11 protein-coding genes, 1 pseudogene and 1 riboswitch are annotated in these 16,940 nt (G+C 73.4%); of the genes and pseudogenes, 3 read left to right on the plus strand and 9 right to left on the minus strand.

Translation table 11 applies throughout. The features are described 5' to 3' along the window. Both ACH4PY_RS05375 and ACH4PY_RS05380 read right to left on the minus strand, forming a co-directional pair. A pseudogene (locus ACH4PY_RS05375) lies at nucleotides 1-810 on the minus strand (hypothetical protein); the annotation flags it as partial. Nucleotides 811-1,113: 303 nt separating this feature from the next. Further along, nucleotides 1,114-3,621: a hypothetical protein gene (locus ACH4PY_RS05380; protein ID WP_398176194.1), complete on the minus strand. Its 2,508-nt coding sequence runs from the start codon at nucleotides 3,619-3,621 to the stop codon at nucleotides 1,114-1,116. A gap of 1,307 nt (nucleotides 3,622-4,928) precedes the next feature. Between ACH4PY_RS05380 and ACH4PY_RS05385 the strand changes: the two genes are divergently transcribed. After that, nucleotides 4,929-5,582 (plus strand): DUF4240 domain-containing protein, encoded by a 654-nt coding sequence (locus ACH4PY_RS05385; RefSeq protein WP_398176196.1) that lies wholly within the window; start codon nucleotides 4,929-4,931, stop codon nucleotides 5,580-5,582. Between the two features lie 60 nt (nucleotides 5,583-5,642). On the opposite strand, the gene ACH4PY_RS05390 is transcribed toward ACH4PY_RS05385, so the two are convergent. Then, the gene (locus tag ACH4PY_RS05390) at nucleotides 5,643-6,296 is read right to left on the minus strand and encodes an N-acetylmuramoyl-L-alanine amidase (RefSeq protein WP_398176198.1); all 654 of its coding nucleotides are present in this window, start codon (nucleotides 6,294-6,296) and stop codon (nucleotides 5,643-5,645) included. A gap of 431 nt (nucleotides 6,297-6,727) precedes the next feature. Continuing rightward, a riboswitch (cyclic di-AMP (ydaO/yuaA leader) is annotated at nucleotides 6,728-6,890 on the plus strand. Nucleotides 6,891-6,937: 47 nt separating this feature from the next. Here ACH4PY_RS05390 and ACH4PY_RS05395 point away from each other — a divergent pair. Next, nucleotides 6,938-8,227: a M23 family metallopeptidase gene (locus ACH4PY_RS05395; RefSeq protein ID WP_398176200.1), complete on the plus strand. Its 1,290-nt coding sequence runs from the start codon at nucleotides 6,938-6,940 to the stop codon at nucleotides 8,225-8,227. 404 nt (nucleotides 8,228-8,631) lie between these two features. On the opposite strand, the gene ACH4PY_RS05400 is transcribed toward ACH4PY_RS05395, so the two are convergent. The 6 genes from ACH4PY_RS05400 to ACH4PY_RS05425 all read right to left on the minus strand — a co-directional run bounded on the left by ACH4PY_RS05400 (nucleotide 8,632) and on the right by ACH4PY_RS05425 (nucleotide 15,769). Further along, nucleotides 8,632-9,729, minus strand: coding sequence for an MBL fold metallo-hydrolase (locus ACH4PY_RS05400; protein WP_398176202.1), 1,098 nt, complete (start codon nucleotides 9,727-9,729; stop codon nucleotides 8,632-8,634). Beyond that, nucleotides 9,726-10,739, minus strand: a complete 1,014-nt coding sequence (locus ACH4PY_RS05405) for an XRE family transcriptional regulator (RefSeq protein ID WP_398176204.1) — start codon at nucleotides 10,737-10,739, stop codon at nucleotides 9,726-9,728. Before ACH4PY_RS05405 ends, ACH4PY_RS05400 begins: the two co-directional genes overlap by 4 nt. Nucleotides 10,740-10,774: 35 nt before the next feature. Further along, the gene (locus ACH4PY_RS05410) at nucleotides 10,775-11,425 is read right to left on the minus strand and encodes a LuxR C-terminal-related transcriptional regulator (protein ID WP_398176206.1); all 651 of its coding nucleotides are present in this window, start codon (nucleotides 11,423-11,425) and stop codon (nucleotides 10,775-10,777) included. A 347-nt stretch (nucleotides 11,426-11,772) separates the two neighbouring features. Continuing rightward, nucleotides 11,773-12,678 carry a DUF6339 family protein gene (locus ACH4PY_RS05415; protein WP_398176208.1) on the minus strand — a complete coding sequence of 302 codons (906 nt, stop codon included), beginning with the start codon at nucleotides 12,676-12,678 and terminating at the stop codon, nucleotides 11,773-11,775. Beyond that, a complete protein-coding gene (locus ACH4PY_RS05420; RefSeq protein ID WP_398176210.1) occupies nucleotides 12,675-13,649 on the minus strand; it encodes a hypothetical protein in 975 nt (324 codons plus the stop codon). Before ACH4PY_RS05420 ends, ACH4PY_RS05415 begins: the two co-directional genes overlap by 4 nt. After that, nucleotides 13,646-15,769 (minus strand): helix-turn-helix domain-containing protein, encoded by a 2,124-nt coding sequence (locus ACH4PY_RS05425; protein WP_398176212.1) that lies wholly within the window; start codon nucleotides 15,767-15,769, stop codon nucleotides 13,646-13,648. The genes ACH4PY_RS05420 and ACH4PY_RS05425 overlap by 4 nt, the downstream gene beginning before the upstream one ends. Before the next feature lie 518 nt (nucleotides 15,770-16,287). Here ACH4PY_RS05425 and ACH4PY_RS05430 point away from each other — a divergent pair. Beyond that, nucleotides 16,288-16,755 (plus strand): hypothetical protein, encoded by a 468-nt coding sequence (locus tag ACH4PY_RS05430; protein ID WP_398176214.1) that lies wholly within the window; start codon nucleotides 16,288-16,290, stop codon nucleotides 16,753-16,755. Nucleotides 16,756-16,940 lie beyond the last annotated feature (185 nt).

Here is a 16,940-nt window from a genome sequence, read left to right on the forward strand (position 1 = left end):
CGCTGCGGCGGGCGCGGCCTCGGGTTGCGGTTGGGCGGCCTGCGTACCGGTGTTCGCGGTCGCCGACTTGCGGGCGGCGGCGGTCTTGCGGGTGGTCGTGGTCTTGGCGGTGGGCGCGGCTTGGGGCTGGGCGCTCTGCGCTTCGGCGGCTGCGGCGGGCGCGGCCTCGGGCTGCGGCTCGGCGCCCTGCGTACCGGTGTTCGCGGTCGCCGACTTGCGGGCGGCGGCGGTCCTGCGGGTGGTCGTGGTCTTGGCGGTGGGCGCGGCTTGGGGCTGGGCGCTCTGCGCTTCGGCGGCTGCGGCGGGCGCGGCCTCGGGTTGCGGTTGGGCGGCCTGCGTACCGGTGTTCGCGGTCGCCGACTTGCGGGCGGCGGCGGTCTTGCGGGTGGTGGTGGTCCTGGCGGTGGGCGCGGGCGCAGGCTCGGGCTGCGGTTCGGCGCTTCCCGTAGCGGCGGCCTCCGGGGCGGCGGGTGCCGCGGTCTTGCGTGCGGCGGCGGTCTTGCGGGTGGGGGTCGCCGGGGGCTGCGGCGTGGCAGGCGTCGCGTCCGCGGGGGCGTGCTTCGGGGCCTCCGGGGGGAGGGGCTGGGCGGCGGGCGGCTGCGGGGACTTGGCGGCCGCGGCCTTGCGCGTACCGGTGGCCGTCCTGCGCGCGGCGGGTGCCTTCTTCGCGGGAGCCGGAGCCGGAGCCGGAGTCGCGTCCGTGCCCGCCGCAGGCGACTGCGCGGGGGCCTTCTCCGCGGCGGCTGCCGCCGCGTCCGCGGGCGGTGCCTGCTCGCCGGGTATGCCGGTGCCGTCGTGCTGGTCTGCCACGTGATCCGCCCCTCGCGCCGCGCCCTTGTGGAGAGGGGACACCCGTCGTACCCCTCGATGCCCTGTGCCGTACTCGTCGGCGTCCGGCCGGCAGCCGGGCCGGGCTGCCGTGGCCCACGGGCTCGCGGGCAGCGTACGGGACGAGGCCGGGGTACGCAGCGGAGCCGCCGTGAGGGTCATGAGCGTACCTGCCCGCGGTGGCGCGGCGCGGACCCGCCTCCCGCCGCTCCGCCGGGGGGAGCCGGGGGAGCGGGGGAGACGGGCCCGCACGCGGGGGCGCCCGTCACGTACCGGGCGCGGCCCTCAGTGCTTGTCGGCCGGCACGAGGATGCACAGCAGCGAGCACGCGACCGCCGACGACGGGTCGGTGGTCGTGTAGGGCGTGCCGTGCGGCGAGTTGGCGGGGACGAAGCTCGCCCACGCCGTGTTCTTGACCGGCAGGGCGAGCAGGAAGGAGTCGCAGTAGATCTGCTTGCTGTCGCCCGCGGCGAGCGTGAAGCTGCCCGCTGCCTGCGAACACTGCGGCGTCGTGGGGTCGTTGACGCTCACGTCGGAGGCCGCGACGGGCCCGGCGTTGCTGACGGTGATGCGCCAGTGCGCGGTGCCGAGCAGCTGGAGCAGCCCGACGGGGCTGGACTTGACCCATGGGCCGGGTCCGCCCGGCTTGCAGTCGTGCGACGAGACCGAGCCGCAGATCTCCTTGACGACGGTGACGTGCGGCCGGCACGCCGCCCCCGGCATGACCGGCACGGTCACGGTGTTGGAGGTCAACGCCCCGCTCGCGTCCGTACCGCCCGCCGTGTCCTGGACCTGCGCGGTGGCGCAGTCCGTCCCGACGACCGTCCGGAGGCAGATCTGCGGAGCGTCGCCCTGGAAGGCGACGGTGAGCGACGGGTGCGCGCCGCCCGCGAAGTCGCTCGTGTCGGTGAGGCTGAACTGCACGGTGACGGTGAGGGTGGGGTGTTGGGCGGCGGAGATCCCGGAGAGGTCGATCGTGCCGTCGGCGCCCAGCGCGGGTGTGGCGACGACGGTGCCGTCCGGGTCGGTCACGGCGACCGTGGTGGCCGCCGGGTCGGTGTGGGCGAGGTCGAGCCCGGTCAGCCGAGCCCGCGTGTACGCGGCGGTGTGGCTCGAACCGTCGCAGTAGAAGTCGGCGGGGGTGAGGGTCACGGACGCGCCCGTGTGCAGGCACGGCGAGCCCGCGGTGGCCGGGTCCATCGAGAAGAGGATGCCCGCGTCGCCGAGCCCGTACAGGCAGCGGGTGGTGGCGTCGTAGGCGTAGCCGTAGTCGCGGGTGACGCCGCCGTTGACGGCCGGGTGGCCGGCCGCGGCCGGGAATCCGGCGCAGGGCGCGGCGTGTGTCCAGCTGTAGCAGGTGGTGTTGCCGGGGAGCGGGCCGCCCCACTCGGCGAAGTAACTGCGGGTTTCGGTGCCCGTGTTGACGACCTCCGGGCTGAAGACCAGCACGCCCGGGGACAGTTGCCCGAGCCCGGTCGCGGGCGCGGCGAGCGCGCCCCCGTCGAGCGTGAAGCAGCCGGTCGCCGGTGCGCTGCCCGATGTCACGGCGGAGCACACGCCGTTGGGCGCGCCCGCGGTGTCGTAGGAGACGAAGGCGTTGTAGGTGTACGCGTTCGGGTCGGCCGTCACCGGGTGCGGTGTGGTCCAGCCCGCGCACACCGCGCCGGTCGCCGGGTCGTAACAGCCCAGCGAGGTGGGCGTGCCGCCGTTCTGCGGCGAGGAGGAGGCGTAGACCCGCCCGCCGGCGACGGTCATGCCGCCCTGGTAGAGGGAGTACGTGGCCCCGGGCGCGTTGTGGTTGGGCGGCACGATCGCGGCGAAGGGCTGCCCGGTGCACGGGCTCTGCGAGGCCATGTCGAGGCACAGCACCTCGCCCGTGCTGGACACCCCGTACGCCTTGCCGTCGCCGGGTGTGACGAGTCCGGCCAGCCCGTTGGCGGCGCTGGGCGAGCCGGTGGACGACTCCAGCGCGACGTAACCACAGTTGGCGCGGGCGCCGAGGTCCAGACAGCCCGCGCCGACCGAGTGCGCCGCGACCGCCGGGTAGTAGACGACTCCCGGGCGGTGCGGGTCCTGGACGTACTGCGGGGTGAGGGTGGTGAAGACGTCGCCGGTGCCGCCGCTGCCGAGCGGGCCCGCCGTGGTGTTGAGCGGGCGCGGCCAGGGCCCGCCCGCGCAGGGCTGGCCGGAGGAAAGGTCGTTGCAGACCACCAGCGGGTTGGCGGGGCCGGTGTGGTGGTAGATGTTCCAGGCCTCGACGTCGCCGGAGGGCGCGCGGTAGAGGATCGGCGTGAAGCCGTCACCGCCGGTGGCGCGGGCTGCCGCCTGCACGGGTGGCAGCAGGTCGCCGCTCACGGCGGTGCCGCCGCCGGTGTCCGCGGGGCTGGTGCCGCGCACCGCGGTGGTCGCGGCGCCCTGGTCGGTGCCGGTGAAGGTGCTGCCGTCGGTGGACCAGCCGGAGGCCCAGCCGGGCGGGACGTGCAGCGAGCCGGGCACATACGTCTGGCCCGCGCTGATCGGGTCGGTGATGGTGGCGGGCGTCCCGGGGGTGGGGGTGCCCTTGTAGGTGACGGTCCAGTCGAGCGTGTCGCCGTGCGCGGCCGGGATGCGGCCGGGGCTGGTGGCGTTCTGCACGGTCTTGACCAGCGGGCCGTCGGGCGGTGGCGGGGTGCCTCCGCCGCCTCCGCCCCCGTGGGCCGTGGCCGGTGCGGTGGAGCCGGCCGCCGCCGCGAGCAGCGCCGCCGAAAGGGCGACTCCTGCGCGAGCGGCGAACCGGCGGGATCTGCGGCTCACCGTCTGCGCCGGAGGCGCAGAAAAGGAACGTAAAAGCCGGAGCATCGATGTCCCCATTTCATCTCGGTGCGCGCGGGCGCCCTCGCCGGCCCGCGCGCGAACACGGTAGAGCAGGGGAAGGTGCGCAGGTCACCCGAACGAGGGAAAGAAGAGGGAGCTTGAAAGCAATTCGCCGGTTGCTTTCGGAAACGGATGACGGAAGGTGTCCGCGGTGATGATTTCCGACCGCGGATGAATGAGTACGCGGAAAAGGAGCGGGGCGCACGCCGAGCGCGAAATCCCGCCCTTATGCGCTTCGTTTGTATGTTTGGCCGCGAGCCTTTACGGTGCGGGGTACACGGTGGTGGAGTGTCGGCTTCGAGCCGGGCACCCACCGGTCGCCGACGCCGGAACGGACGGTCGGCGGGGCGTTCGGCCCGGTCAGGACCGCAGGTCCGGTGGCCGGCCGGAAATCACGGCGCGAAGGGGCGCGGGCGGTCGGACCGGCGGGAACCGCGGGCTCCGGCGCACGGTCGCAGCGGCCGGAGCGTACCGCCGAACGGTGGATCGTGTTCCGCCAGTCGGGTGAATCGGGCGGAGCGGCGTGGGCGCTGGGGCTGGTGGGGCATCACCGTTGTGAGTAAGGCGGGTGACCTGCCACTTCAGCGCGGGGCACCTGCCGTAGCGGGAGGTGAGCCATGATCACGAATGGCTTGTGGCGAACGGTGCAGCGGGCCATCGAGGCCCCTGAGTTGACGGTCCGGTTGATCGCCATCCTGGTCACCATGGGCACGTGCGCCGCCGTTTTCGCCTGGCTCTGGAGAGCCTGACCCCTCCGTCCCGCCCCCGGTCCGTACCGGCGGCCCCACCGCCGCCGACCCGGGCGCGACCCGTCCGTCCACACCCTGTGGACGACGGTCCGCCCGTACGGTCCCGGGCTGCGGGACGCAGGGCTCGGGCCCCCAGGCCGGGCGCTGCCGGAGTGGCACCACGGGCTCCCGGCGAGGCCGGGCGCGGCGCACCGGACACGGCGCGGTGCGGCGCGACGGAGATGGCGCGGCGCACCGGACACGGTGCGTGCGGCGCAGCCGGTACGGCCTCGCCCGGGGTGCCGGACGCGGTGTGGCGCGTGTGGCGAGGGTCACCGGACACGGCGTCCGGCAGGCCCTCGTCCCGCCCCGGCCGGGTGCGGGAGAGCCCGCGGCCGCCCCGGATCCGGAACCACCCGCGGCCCGCGCGTCACAGCCGCCCGCCCAGCGTGCGACGTCAACTTCCGTCCCTGACAAGCGAATTGGAGTCGTCAGAAGCCCCTGGCATAGTCAACCTCCATGAACAGCGACTCCTTCTGGGCCCTCCTGGAGGACTCCCGGCAGCACGGGAGGGGCAGCGACAAACGCGACGCCTGTCTGCGCGACGGCCTCGCGCGGCGCACCGGCGACGAGATCGTGGCCTTCCAGGCCTGGCTCGACGAACTGACCGACCTGGCCCGCACCTGGGACCTGTGGGCCGCCGCCGACCGGATCTTCGGCGGCTGGTGTTCCGACGACACCTTCCGCTCCTTCCAGCACTGGATGATGGGCCTCGGCCGCGCCGTCTTCGAGGCCGCGGCGAACGACCCGGACGTGCTGGCCTACGCCCCCGAGGTGCTGCGGCTGTCCGCCTGCCCGCGCGCGTCCTGGCCCGCCGCCGACCGCCCCGTGTGGCCCGCCCTGGACACGGTCGGCTTCGCCGCGTACGAGCTGGCCACCGGCCCCTCCGAGGACTTCGGCGACGCCTTTTACGCCGCCGTCCGCGGCGCCCGCCGCTCCTGGCCCGCCCCGGGCGGCGGGCGGAGGGCCGGCGCCCCGCCCGTACCGGTGGACGGCTCCGACCCGGCCGGGCGCCGCTGGTCCGCCCTTGACGAGGAGGAGGCGGCCCGGCGGCTGCCGCGGCTGAGCGTCCTGTTCCCCCTCGACCTGCCCCTCGACGCCCCCGGCCCGTGACGACTGTGACCCGGGCCGGTCCGGGAGGGCGGGGCCCCGCGGCGCCCGCGACCGTCCGGCTCAGACGCCGTTGACGAGCCGGATGTAGCGCACCCAGTCCCAGTTGGGGCCCGGGTCGGTGTGGTCGGTGCCGGGCACCTGGACGTGGCCGATGATGTGGTCGCGGTCCTTGGGTATGCCGTACTTGTCGCAGATCGCCGCCGTCAGCGCCGCCGAGGAGTGGTACATCGCGGTGGTGAAGTACGACGGCTGGTCGACCCAGCCCTCGTGCTCGATGCCGATGCTGCGGGTGTTGTAGTCCCAGTTCCCGGCGTGCCAGGCGATGTCGTGCTCGCGGACGCACTGGTCGATCGCCCCGTCGGCGGACCGGACGACGTAGTGGGCGGTGGCCGCGTGCGCCGGGTCCTGGAAGAGCGTGATCGTGTCGGCGAAGGTCTCCTGCGTGACGTGGATGACCACCATCTGGATCGGGTAGCTGGTGGGCCGGTTGGACGCCGTGTAGTTGGCGGTGCTGGCCGGCGCCCAGGTGGCTGACGGGTAGTCGACGGCGGCTGCGGCGGCGCGGGCGGCGCGGTTCGCGGCGGGTGTGGCGGCCGGGGCGGAGGCGGCCGGCCAGAGGTCGGCGGCCAGGCCCGCGGTGGCGGCGGCGCCGAGTCCGAGTCCGCCGCGCAGCAGTGAACGGCGGCTGGGCTCGCCGGGGTTGGGGCGATGCATCGAGGGCTCCCTGAGGCGTCATGGTATGGACGAGTGCATGACAAAGACATGGGGCCCGCCCATCGTGCGGCTCACGCCCCTGACATGCCAAGGGATTCGCGAAATGGCACAGGTCCAGACCACTGGCGTACCTGTGCCGCGCCCGCCGTGCCCGCCCCGCGTGCGCCCGTACCTGCTGCGGCGCGCCCTCCGAGCGCTGCCGCACGGGTCATCGAACCCTCACTGCGCGTGATCACGCCTCCCCCTCCCGGTAACAACTGGCGAACACTCACATCACTGCCCGGCCACGCCGCGTGTCCGCTTCCTCCCCTCTCCGTATACCCTGCCCGATTGCTTCCCACCCCCAACTCTTCGGTTCGGCTTGGAAAACCCGTCCGGCTCTATTAACGTTCGATAACGCAGCGCGGTCGTCACTGCCGCCGACAGGCGGCACCGTGCGCTTGCCGAATCCCGTCCGCGGGAACCGGGGACCCGCCCTTCCGTCACCACGGAAGGGGTCCAATGGGGTGAATCGGGGGGCCGTCAGGCCGTCCGTAGGAGACCTTCCTGCTCCGAACCCGTCAGCTAACCCGGTAGGCGAGAAGGAAGGAAAGGAGTGCGCCCCCGTGGCGTCCAACCAGCCTGCCTACGCTCCGACTCCGGTGGCAGAACCGACCGGACAGTGGCACTTCGGAGAGCCCGGCGAGCGCTTCTCGCCCGACGGCCCCGGTGCTTTCCCCGGCGTCCCCGTCACTCCCGTCACCCCCGAAGTCCCCTCCTACCAGGGCTTCCCCGGCTCCGCCGAACCGCTCCCGGCAGCCGTCGCAGTCCCCGCCCCCGAGGCCCCCGCGCCGGCCGGCTCCCCCCGGCCCGACGCCGACGGCCTCCCGGGCGACGGTCTCCCGGGTGACGGCCCGCGCAGCCAGCCGCGCCTGCCCCGGCAGCGCAGCGGGCTCCCGGGGCTGGGCGGCGGCCTGGGTGCCGGTCTGAGCGGCGCGGCGAGCGTCGGTTCCGCCGTGCTCGGCATGGCGGCGATGGCCGCGGTCGGCGCGGGCGGCGTCGCCGCCGCAGCCGAGCCCCCCGCCGCCGCCGCGCCGATAGCGGCTCCGGACCTGCCCGCCGTGCCCGCGGCTCCCGCCGCCCCGGCCGCGGTTCCCGCCCCCGCCCCCGCCCCCGCCGTGCCGCTGCCGGACGTGGCGGTCGGCACCCCGTCGTACGACCCCGCCGCCGTCACCCGGGCGGCGACCGCGGCCCCCGCCGCCCCGCGCACCGCCGAGGCCGAGGACGCCCCGTGCGCCGAGCCCGCCGCGGAGGCCGCCGACCCCGGCGAGGCGCTGTGCAGCCGCATCATCGCCCAGGTCACCCAGCAGCGCGCGGACGCCGAGCGCCGCGCCCGCGAGGCCGTGGAGCGGGTCGCCGCGGAGCAGGCGGCCAAGGAGGCCGCGGCCCGCAAGGTGCGCGAGCAGGCCGCCGCGGCGAAGGCCGAGGCAGAGGCGAAGGCCAAGGCCGCCGCCGAGGCCGCCGCGCAGGCGGAGGCGGAGCGGCTGGCGAAGCTCGCCGCCTCCTACGTCAAGCCGGTTGCCTCGTACACGCTCACCAACGCCTTCGGCGAGTCGAGCAACATGTGGGCCACGCACACCGGCCAGGACTTCGCCGCCCCCACCGGCACCCCGGTGCACGCCGTCCACACCGGCACGGTCACCTCGGCCGGCTGGGCGGGCTCGTACGGCTACCGGGTCGTGCTGCGGCTCGACGACGGCACCGAGCTCTGGTACTGCCACCTGTCGACGATGGTCGCCACCGGCGGCCGCGTCACCACGGGCGACACCATCGGCCGGGTCGGCGCGACCGGCAATGTGCCGGGCCCGCATCTGCACCTCGAAGTACGCCCCGGCGGCGGTGCACCGGTCGACCCGGTGCCGTGGCTGCACGGCCATGACGTCGCCGTCTGAAATCCGGCGCGAAACACCACGCCGAAACGCACGCACGTACGGATATCCGCGCATAAACTAGGCGCACGGGCATAGGCTCGGAGGTATCGGAGGGCGGGCACCCGTCCTGCCCCCGACACCACCGGCGGCGTCCGGCGCGCATGACGCGGAAGCACCACGCGGAAGCACTACGCTGAGACGGACCGCGCAAGCGGATCGCGGAAGCAGGCGCGGAAGCGGCCGCGGACGCACGACGGAAACACCGCAGGAGTACGGTCACGGCACGGGCTCGGCGCCCGCTCCCGGCCCCCAGGAGCCGCCGCGGCCCCGGCGTTCACCCCCCCCGACGCCGGGGCCGTCGGCATCTCCAGCCCACGGCCCGGCATCGTCCCCGCGGCCGCTGCTCCGGCCCGCCGCCCGTACGGTCAGCTGCCCGCGCCGCCGCCCGCCGCCGCCCCGCCGTCCGCGGCGGCCCGCTCCCGTCCGCCGCTGCCGTCCTCCGCCTCTGCCTCTGCCTCTGCCTCTGCGGTCCCGGTCGCGGTCGCGAAACCCGCCGCGAGGCCGACGAGGGCGACGAGGTCGGCCCGGTCGGTGACGCCGTCCAGGGCGCGGTACTCGACGGCCGCGAGGATCGCCATCCGCTCGTTCAGCCCCCACTGCGGGTAGGGGTCGGCCGCGAGCAGGTCCGCGGCCAGGACCGGCAGCGGGCGGCCCGCCGCGTGCCCGCGGTGGATGACCTCCCGCAGGTCCAGCAGGTAGTCGGCGTAGCGCCGTACGTCCGCGGGCGTCATCACCGGCCCGTGCCCCGGTACGACGATCCGCGGGTCGCACTCCAGGATGCGCGCGCACGCGGCGTGCACCGACTCCAGCGGCCCCGCCCAGTGCACCGGGTGGTCCTCGTTGAAGACGACGTCACCCGCGCACACCACCCCCTCCTGCGGCAGGTGCACGATCAGGTCGCCCGCGGTGTGCGCGGGCCCGACCTCGATGAGCCGCACCGCCACCCCGTCGACGTCCAGGTCCAGTTCGCCGCTGAAGGTACGGTTCGGGTGCAGCGGCGTGACCCCGCCGAAGTCGCCGTAGCGCGCGAAGTGCCGCCGCATGTACGCCCCGATGGGCGTGGCCGGGTCGGCGGCGGCGACCAGCCCGGCCAGCACGGCGGGCTCCGGCTCGGCGCACAGGTGCTCGCCGTTGGCGTCGGTGGCGACGACGTCGGCGCCCGGGAAGAGCCCGTTGCCGTACGAGTGGTCGCCGTTGCCGTGGGTGTTGACGACGGTACGGACCAGGTAACCGTCCCCGCCCGCGCCGCCGTCGCCGAGCCCGGCGACGAGCCGCTGGAGCTGCCGGGTCATGTCGGCGGTGTACGGGGTGTCGACCAGCAGCGCGGTGCCCGGACCCGGGCCCGTACCCCGCCCGGTGACCACGACGCAGTTGGCCATGCCCCACGTCGCGTGGCCGTCCGGGAGCCAGGCGTGGACATGGGGGGTCAGCGACCGCAGCGCATGCGGAAGAGGGAAGCTCATGGGGCCCAATTGTGCGGCCCAGCAGGCCTTTTCGCCGTATCGGCGGCCGTACGGGCGCGTACCGCCGCCACCTTCTCCTCCGGCTTCCCGGCAGCCCCCGCCGCCCCGCCCGCATCCGCGGCGATGAAACGGCGCCCACCGCCCGCCAGGCCCTCCGGATCGACGGGCACGGTGGCCGGCGCGGTGAGGGCCGGGCCGTGCCGCGGCTCCTCGCCCTGGTCGAAGAGGACGAACATCAGCCGCCCGCCCGGCACCCCGAACGGCCCCGCCGTGCACAGCGTCACCCACCCCGGCCCCAGCTCGGCGTGCACCAGCGGCAGCGCGCTCTCCGCCCGCGGCCCTATGTACTCGCCCGTCGGCGCCTCCAGGAAGGGCGCGACGACCGGGTCGCGCATGGCGTCCGCGTGCAGCTGCGCCAGCGGCCGGTCGTGCGGGTTGGCCACCAGCGCGGCCCGCAGCTGCGGCACCAGCCGCGGCAGCCAGCTCTCCGCCCAGTCCCCGAGGACCTCCCTCGCCTCCGGGTCCAGCAGCATCCAGCGCATCGTGTTGCCCGGCACCTCACGGCGCGGGAAGAGCCGTGCGAAAGCGGCGTTGTACGCGACGACGTCCCAGGCCGCGTCGTTGACGTACGCCATCTCGTGCGAGCCGCGCAGCACCCGCTCCCAGGGGCTCGGCACGGCCCTGCCCAGCTCCGGATCCAGCCGGTAGGCGGGCGGCACCCCCGTCGCGTACAGGACCAGCGCCTCCCACTCGTGGTCCGACAGGCGCAGGATCCGTGCGACGGGCTCCAGCAGCTCCGCCTCGATCGCGGCGAGCCGCCCCCGCTCCACGTACCCGTACTTGTGCTCCGGCCAGCCCAGCAGCCGCGTCATGTGCTCGTGCGTCAGGCCGGTCACCTTGCGCCCGCGCGGGTCGGCGCGCGGCGCGAGACCGAACTCGCCCGGGTCGACCCGCGCCCTGGCCCGTGCGAGCAGCGTCTGCATCGCCTCGCGGTCGCGCACCGACCTCACGGCTCCCTTCCGGCCCGCACGCCGGCCGGCGACCCTCACAGGTCCCGCGGATCGACCTCCCGGGCAAGCTTGTACCCCGCCTCGAACCGGCTTCCCGCGCCCAGCCGTTCCATGAGTGCGGCCACCACCGACTGTACGTCCGCAGAGGTGATACCCAGCTTTCTGGCGATCCTGTCATCGCTGTAGCCATTGGTCATCAACCGGATCACCGCCCGCTCCCGCTCCCCGAGCTGAGCGTGGTGCGGCCCCGGCGACATCCGCGACAAGGGCGTGCCGCGCCGCCAGTACGACTCGTACACCGCCGCGAAGGACGCCGCCAGCAACTCCCCGCTGACCCGCACCATCGGCGGCTCCTCCGCCCCCGACGCCACCACCCGCGCCGCCAGGCACACGGTGTGCCGGTCGAAGACCATCAGATCGTGCGGCAGGTGGTCCAGCACCCGCACACTCACCCCGGCGTCCGACACCTGCCGCAGCCACGACGCCTTCTCCGGCACCGCCAGCAGCCCCCGCGGATACATCGCCCGCACCCGCACCCCCCGCCCCGACATCGCCGCCGCGGCCTCCACCTCCGCCTGCCCCGGCCCCCCCACCAGCATCCCGTCGGCGGTCTCCACCACCGACCCCGCCATCTCCCCGAGCAGGTCCTCGTAGTCCTCCCCCGTGGCCCGCGGATACTCCTCCACGACCAGCCGCTCCGCCCGCCCCCCTACATCCCACCGAAACACCGACCCCGACCCCGAACCCGGCCTCGAACCCGACCCCCGCCCACCCCCGTACCAGACCTCCGACCCGACCTCTGGCTCCACGGCCCCACCCTTCCCACTCACCCCGCCTGACGCCATCCACCCGCCACAACCCCGCCCACGCCGAGCGCGCGGAAGCCGTGCCGTCGTCTGTCGCCCCGTCAGATACAGAGTGTTACAGGGGTGTCACGCGTTTTCCAGGCCGAATCCGTCGAGGAAAAGAACGGCACGGACCGAGGCAAACCCTGTCTTGTCGAACGATCTGCGCCGCTCCGAAGGGTTGGGGGTCACCCGAGCGGCGCGGACCTGCCGCCTCGGTCGCGGACGCGGCCCAGGTGCTCGTTGACGTCCTCGAAGAGTCGCGTGAGGGCGTCGACGGACGCGGCGGGGGCCGTGCCGTCGTCGGGACCGTCGGGGAGACGGTCCCAGGGAACGGGAGGAGCGGAGTCGGCCTCGTCGATCCAGGCCAGCAGTTCGGCGTCGTCGGGGAGTTCGTCGGGTCCGACGGTCTCGTACATGAGGGTGCTGGCAGCGATACCGACGGCCTTGCACAACGCGTTCAGCTGATCACCCGGTCGGGGAGCGCCGGATGCGGCGAGGTTCTCCATGACCCGGATCACGGCCAGTGCGGTGGGGCGGTGGTCCATGATGCCCAGGCGCAGGGCGGTGTTGAGGAAGTCCTGGTTGCCGCAGGCCGCTTCGACAGGACGGTAGTCGGCGCCGTCACGACACATCTCGGCCGCCCACCAGAGTCGCGCGAATGCCTGGACGGAGTTACCCCCCACGAATCGGGACGCCTGGACGACGGAGGCGGGTCTCGCGTCGTCGTCGCCCGCCGGAAGGTGTCGCCACAGGACGTAGTCCGGGGCGACGACCATGGCGAGGTACGCCCACAGATCCTTGTCGGCGGCCTCGCTCCTGGTCAGTCGGAGAGTCGCGTGCAGGCGCGGGGCCAGCCAGGCGTCGGCGTCGGTGCGGCTGCTCGCGAAGCGGGCCATGGCCTGGTCCAACAGATCCCGGACCGGCGCGGTGCTCCACCGCGCCGACGGATCGGTGATCGCGACCGCGGCGCGCAACAGGGCGACCTGGGCGGGAGGTTCGGCCCCGGAGCGAACCGCCTGGCTGAGATGGCGGGCGGCCACCCCCACCGGCAGCAGGGCGAGCCGATCCACCGTGGCGTGCTCGGTCGTCACCGAAGTTCTCCCTGTGTCGAGCGGGCGGTGAGGCGCAGTGTCGTGGCGAGCTGTTTGGGCAGCTGCGCCCGCAGCCCGGCGGCGTACTGGACGCGGGACTGCAGCTCGGCCCAACCGTGGCCCTCCTCTCGGCGCGCCTGGAGCTCGACGAGCGCGTCCGAGGGGGACAGTCCGGGCAGGACGTCGGAGAGCATGGTGTCCAGAACGGAGCCACGCCAGCCGTCGGGCATTCGTGGTCGGGCGTCCTCGTCCAGGTCGATGTCGCTCACCGCCGCGTGGAACATCGTCTCCCACACGTCGCTGACGATCTGCGCGTTGACGAGAGCGGCAGTCGCCTTCTCCGTGGTGCTGCGACCGCGCAGCAGAGCGGTCAGCCCCTCGACGCCCCGGTTCAGATAGACGGTCGGCATTTCTCCGGATGTGTCGACGAACCACGGAGCGTCCTTGAACGGGCGCAGCCAGGAGTACGGACCGTCGCGGAAGTCTGCTTCGACGATCCGGATCTCCTCGTCGCGGACGGGGACCTCGGCTCGGAGGTCGACTGCCCAGTCGTTCTCGCCCCACCCGATCATGCGCCCCCGGACCCCACCGACCGCCGCCACCACCTGCACCCCGAGGGTGGCTCGGGAACGGTGTCGGGAGCGGCGCAGCCGTACCGGGCCCTGCCAGGAGCCGGAGTTGCGGTCCCTGGCGAGGCGTTGAACGGTACGGGTGTTGGTGGCCTTCTCCTCCAGCACGGCCACGCAGACGAGTTCGGACCAGGGACCGTAGGCGATCTCCTCCTCGGGCAGCACCGCGCGGACGTCGAACACCGCCTCCTGCCAACTGTCGCGACCGGCGTCGAGGGCGACGGTGCGCAGCGAGGGGGAGACCCTGGCGTAGTCGAGTGGGCGTCCGTCTACCCGGACGCGGGTGACGTCTACCTCGACCGGTCCGGTCAGGACGTCGTAGGGATAGATGATCCGGCTCATGGGCGTGCGGCTCCTTCGGCGGCCCTGCGCAGGCTCACGGTCACGTTGGTCCGAGCGGCGCTCACCGGGTGGCTGTTGACGTCGGTGACACCACTGAACATCGCGTACCGGACTCCCGGAGCGACGACGAGGACGTCCCCGGTGAACGAGCAGTTCTCCGTGGCGGTCAGTTCCGCCCAGCGGACCGGGCTCCCGGAACCCGTTCCGGCGGCTCCGAAGCACGCCGTCGGTGAGAGGTACCAGGCATCGTCCTGCTGCGGGACGGCGACGCGGACACGCAGTGACCAGGCCCCGGTGTCGTCGACCTCGCCGTCGATGTCGTCGACGACGGGGTAGCCGCGGCCACGACGTGTCGTCGTTCGCCCGCCGGTCGGGGCGGTGAGCTGCAACAGGCTGCGGAGCAGCTCGGGGCCTGCTTCGTCGGTGGGGGCGGCTACCCGCGTGCCGACGATCGCCCGCACCGCGTCGTCGATCGCCACGCGGAACTCGTCGAGGCGCTTCTTCGCGCCGCGTACGTACGCGTCGGACAACTCCTCGGTCCACTCCCAGCGGTTGTGCTCGGGCGGCTCTGACGCGCGGAGGAACGCCTCGGCGCGCACGACGTCTTCCCCTTCGCGGGCAGTGGCGAAACCCGCGAGCAGAACGGCCTGGTAGGGCTCGACGCCGAGGCCCAGGTCACGCGGCCGGCGACCGGTGATCCGCATGCGGTTCCCCCGCATGGACACGACCTGGCTGTGCGTCCGGTCGTTGCCGTCCGCCGGGGTGAGCAGCAGGACGGCGTCGTGGGTGACCGACGTGGCTCCCTTGCCGTCGGAACGCAGGGGCGGCACGGTCAGCGGGACGGCGCGCTCAACCACGTCGGTCCGGTCGGTGAGTTCGGTGACGGTCCGTCCGGCCAGATAGGCACGTAGTGCGCGGGCCAGGGCAGGTCGGCGCTGGTCGGGGCTGATGCGTGTCTCCGGGATCAACTCCGCCCCGTTGCGCAGGGTGCGGACGGAAGCCTCCAGCAGCGGTGGCACGGCGTCCGTCCCGGTCATCGCGGCCCAGAAGTTCTCCGCCAAGGAGTCGCAGAGCTTGTCGTGCATGGCCTGCAGCCCCTCGTCGCCGGCCGCGACGGCGGCGGCGTCGTGGGCACCCACCACGAGGAAGGAGGTGCCCGGATCCTCGCCCTCACGCTCCAGGTGGAGGTTCGTGGTCTCCTGTTCGACACCCCACCAGGACCGGGACACGTTCTCGAACGCGCGGTCACTGTCCGGTTCGCCGAACCAGGCCGGTCCGGCGAACGACTCGTTGCCCACCTCGCGCCAGGGCAGGTCCAGACGACCGATCAGCCGCCTCGACGTGCGGCCCTCGTGGGGTACGGAGAGGGTGCTGTTGACGAGGACGAGGCCGAGTCGGCTGGTGGCCCACAACGTGGCCTTGCCCAGGCCGTAGGAGCCGCCGGCCCGACGGTTGTCGCCCTTGTGGCTGTCGAGCTGACGTCGGACGACGGCGGCGAAACGGCCGTCCCCGTACTCGGGACCGGTGAGGCCGTTGGCGTTGTAGTCGTCCACCCGCAGCAACAGGAGCGAACCGGTGGCCTCCAGCTCCCGCAGTCCCTCGGCGAGTGCGCGGCCGACCTTCTGGTCGGTGGTCGCGGCGGCTGCGTAGTGGGCCTTGAGCGATTCCCACTGCACGGCGTCCAGGAAACTGCGAAGATGCTCACCGGTGAGCTCGTGGAGGATGTAACGGACGCGGACGGGCCGTGCGGGGTCACGCCGCTCGTCGAGAGAGTTCTGCGTCGCCTCACGTGCGAGGACGCCGAGGTCCGCGTCGAAGGCGAACGCCGCCGCGTTGCCGAACTCCCGCCCGCCGTCGGCGTGCGCCGGACGGTGGTACCACGCCACCGGGCGCGCCGCGACCGCGTCGCTCGTGCGCCCGTACACCGTGGCCAGGTCGGTGTCGAAGGCGTCGGCGATCAGACGCACCGTCTCCGGACGCGGCTGTGCCCGACCGGTGATCCACGCGGACACCGCGGCGCGAGTGACGCCGACCGTGGTCGCGAGTTCCGTCTGCGTCATCTCGCGGCGTCGGAGCTGCCTCCCGAGCCACGATCCGAAGTCTTCGCTCTCGTCGATCACGCGGGCGTTCCCCTCGGCCGAGCCGCCGACCTCGTGCGTCGCAGGCTGTTCGTGCTGGTCAGAAGCATGCTAGCAGTGAAATTTGACACCTGCAATGCAGCAAAAATCTTTGTCCGGAGTCTCCGGTGGGCTGCGCCAGCAAGTGTCTCGACATGAACGACAAGGTTCGTGTTCGGGGACGGGGCAGAAGCCGCAGAACTGCGGAAAGAGGGGCGATCGGGGCGAAATGAAAGGGCGCGACACAGGCGAATCGGCGCTGGACACGGACGAGGGCCTGTGTCAATCTGGTGCGACTGACTTGCCGCCGAATTCCTTCGGTGGCAGGTGAGTTGAGATTTTCGTGGGGCTCTCCTCGGGGTGCCCTTGTACGGCAGTTGCACAGATCGGGTGTACCGTCGGGCAGTTCTCCGCGCGGAACCCCACTCACCACCGGACGAGTCCCGCGGCGAAATCAGCGTGCCTTGTTCCTCTGTTAATGCACCGTTGTCTCGATTTCGCCGTGCCCGTAGGAGGCTGTCGTGGCCATGCTTTTCCCCGACGATGACGACGACATCTCGTCGTTGATCCGGGAGTACAACTCCATGGATCCGGCCCAGCGCTCGGACTTCCTCGAAGCGCACGGATTGACGCGGGAGGGCTGGCGGTCGAGGGTCGCGGCTCACGAGCGGCGGCGGCGTGCTGCCCGTGAAGCGCGGTCGTCGACCGATGCGCCGCACGCCGGACGCGACGGCAGCGGCTTCTCCTCCGACGGTGAGGTGGTGGTGGTCACCGTTCGGCTCCCGAGGCCGATCCGGCGGGTCGACATCCTGCTCGACGCGGTTGAGGGTGGCGTCGAGGAGCGGTCCCTGCGGCACAGGTCCGCCCCTCCGGCGAGCGGGAGGGGCGCCACGGGCCCGGGACGGCGCCGTTCCGGGAGCCGTCGTCCGTCCGGTTCCCGGGGACGTCCCGGAACCCGCCTTCTCGTCATCGTGCTGTCCGAGGAGTAGGGGCAGGGTGTTCGACCGTCGGCCCACCGATCCGCCGTGCGGTCGGTGGGCCGGCCCCGGCCCCTGTCCGGGCGAATTCCCCCGAGGGACCGGAGTACTCCGTAACCTCGTCGGGGGAACATTTTTCGGTTGGCCGTCGGTCTTCATCTTGACACTCGGTCCGGGCCTTTCCGGACAGGAAGCAG

It is taken from the genome of Streptomyces sp. NPDC021224, from assembly GCF_044332905.1.
Classification (GTDB): domain Bacteria; phylum Actinomycetota; class Actinomycetes; order Streptomycetales; family Streptomycetaceae; genus Actinacidiphila.

Excerpts from the sequence above, each read along its gene's own strand:
- ACH4PY_RS05385 (WP_398176196.1), top strand. The coding sequence starts at position 4,929 with ATGAACAGCGACTCCTTCTGGGCCCTCCTGGAGGACTCCCGGCAGCAC.
- ACH4PY_RS05390 (WP_398176198.1), bottom strand. The coding sequence starts at position 6,296 with ATGCATCGCCCCAACCCCGGCGAGCCCAGCCGCCGTTCACTGCTGCGC.
- ACH4PY_RS05400 (WP_398176202.1), bottom strand. The coding sequence starts at position 9,729 with ATGAGCTTCCCTCTTCCGCATGCGCTGCGGTCGCTGACCCCCCATGTC.
- ACH4PY_RS05420 (WP_398176210.1), bottom strand. The coding sequence starts at position 13,649 with ATGAGCCGGATCATCTATCCCTACGACGTCCTGACCGGACCGGTCGAG.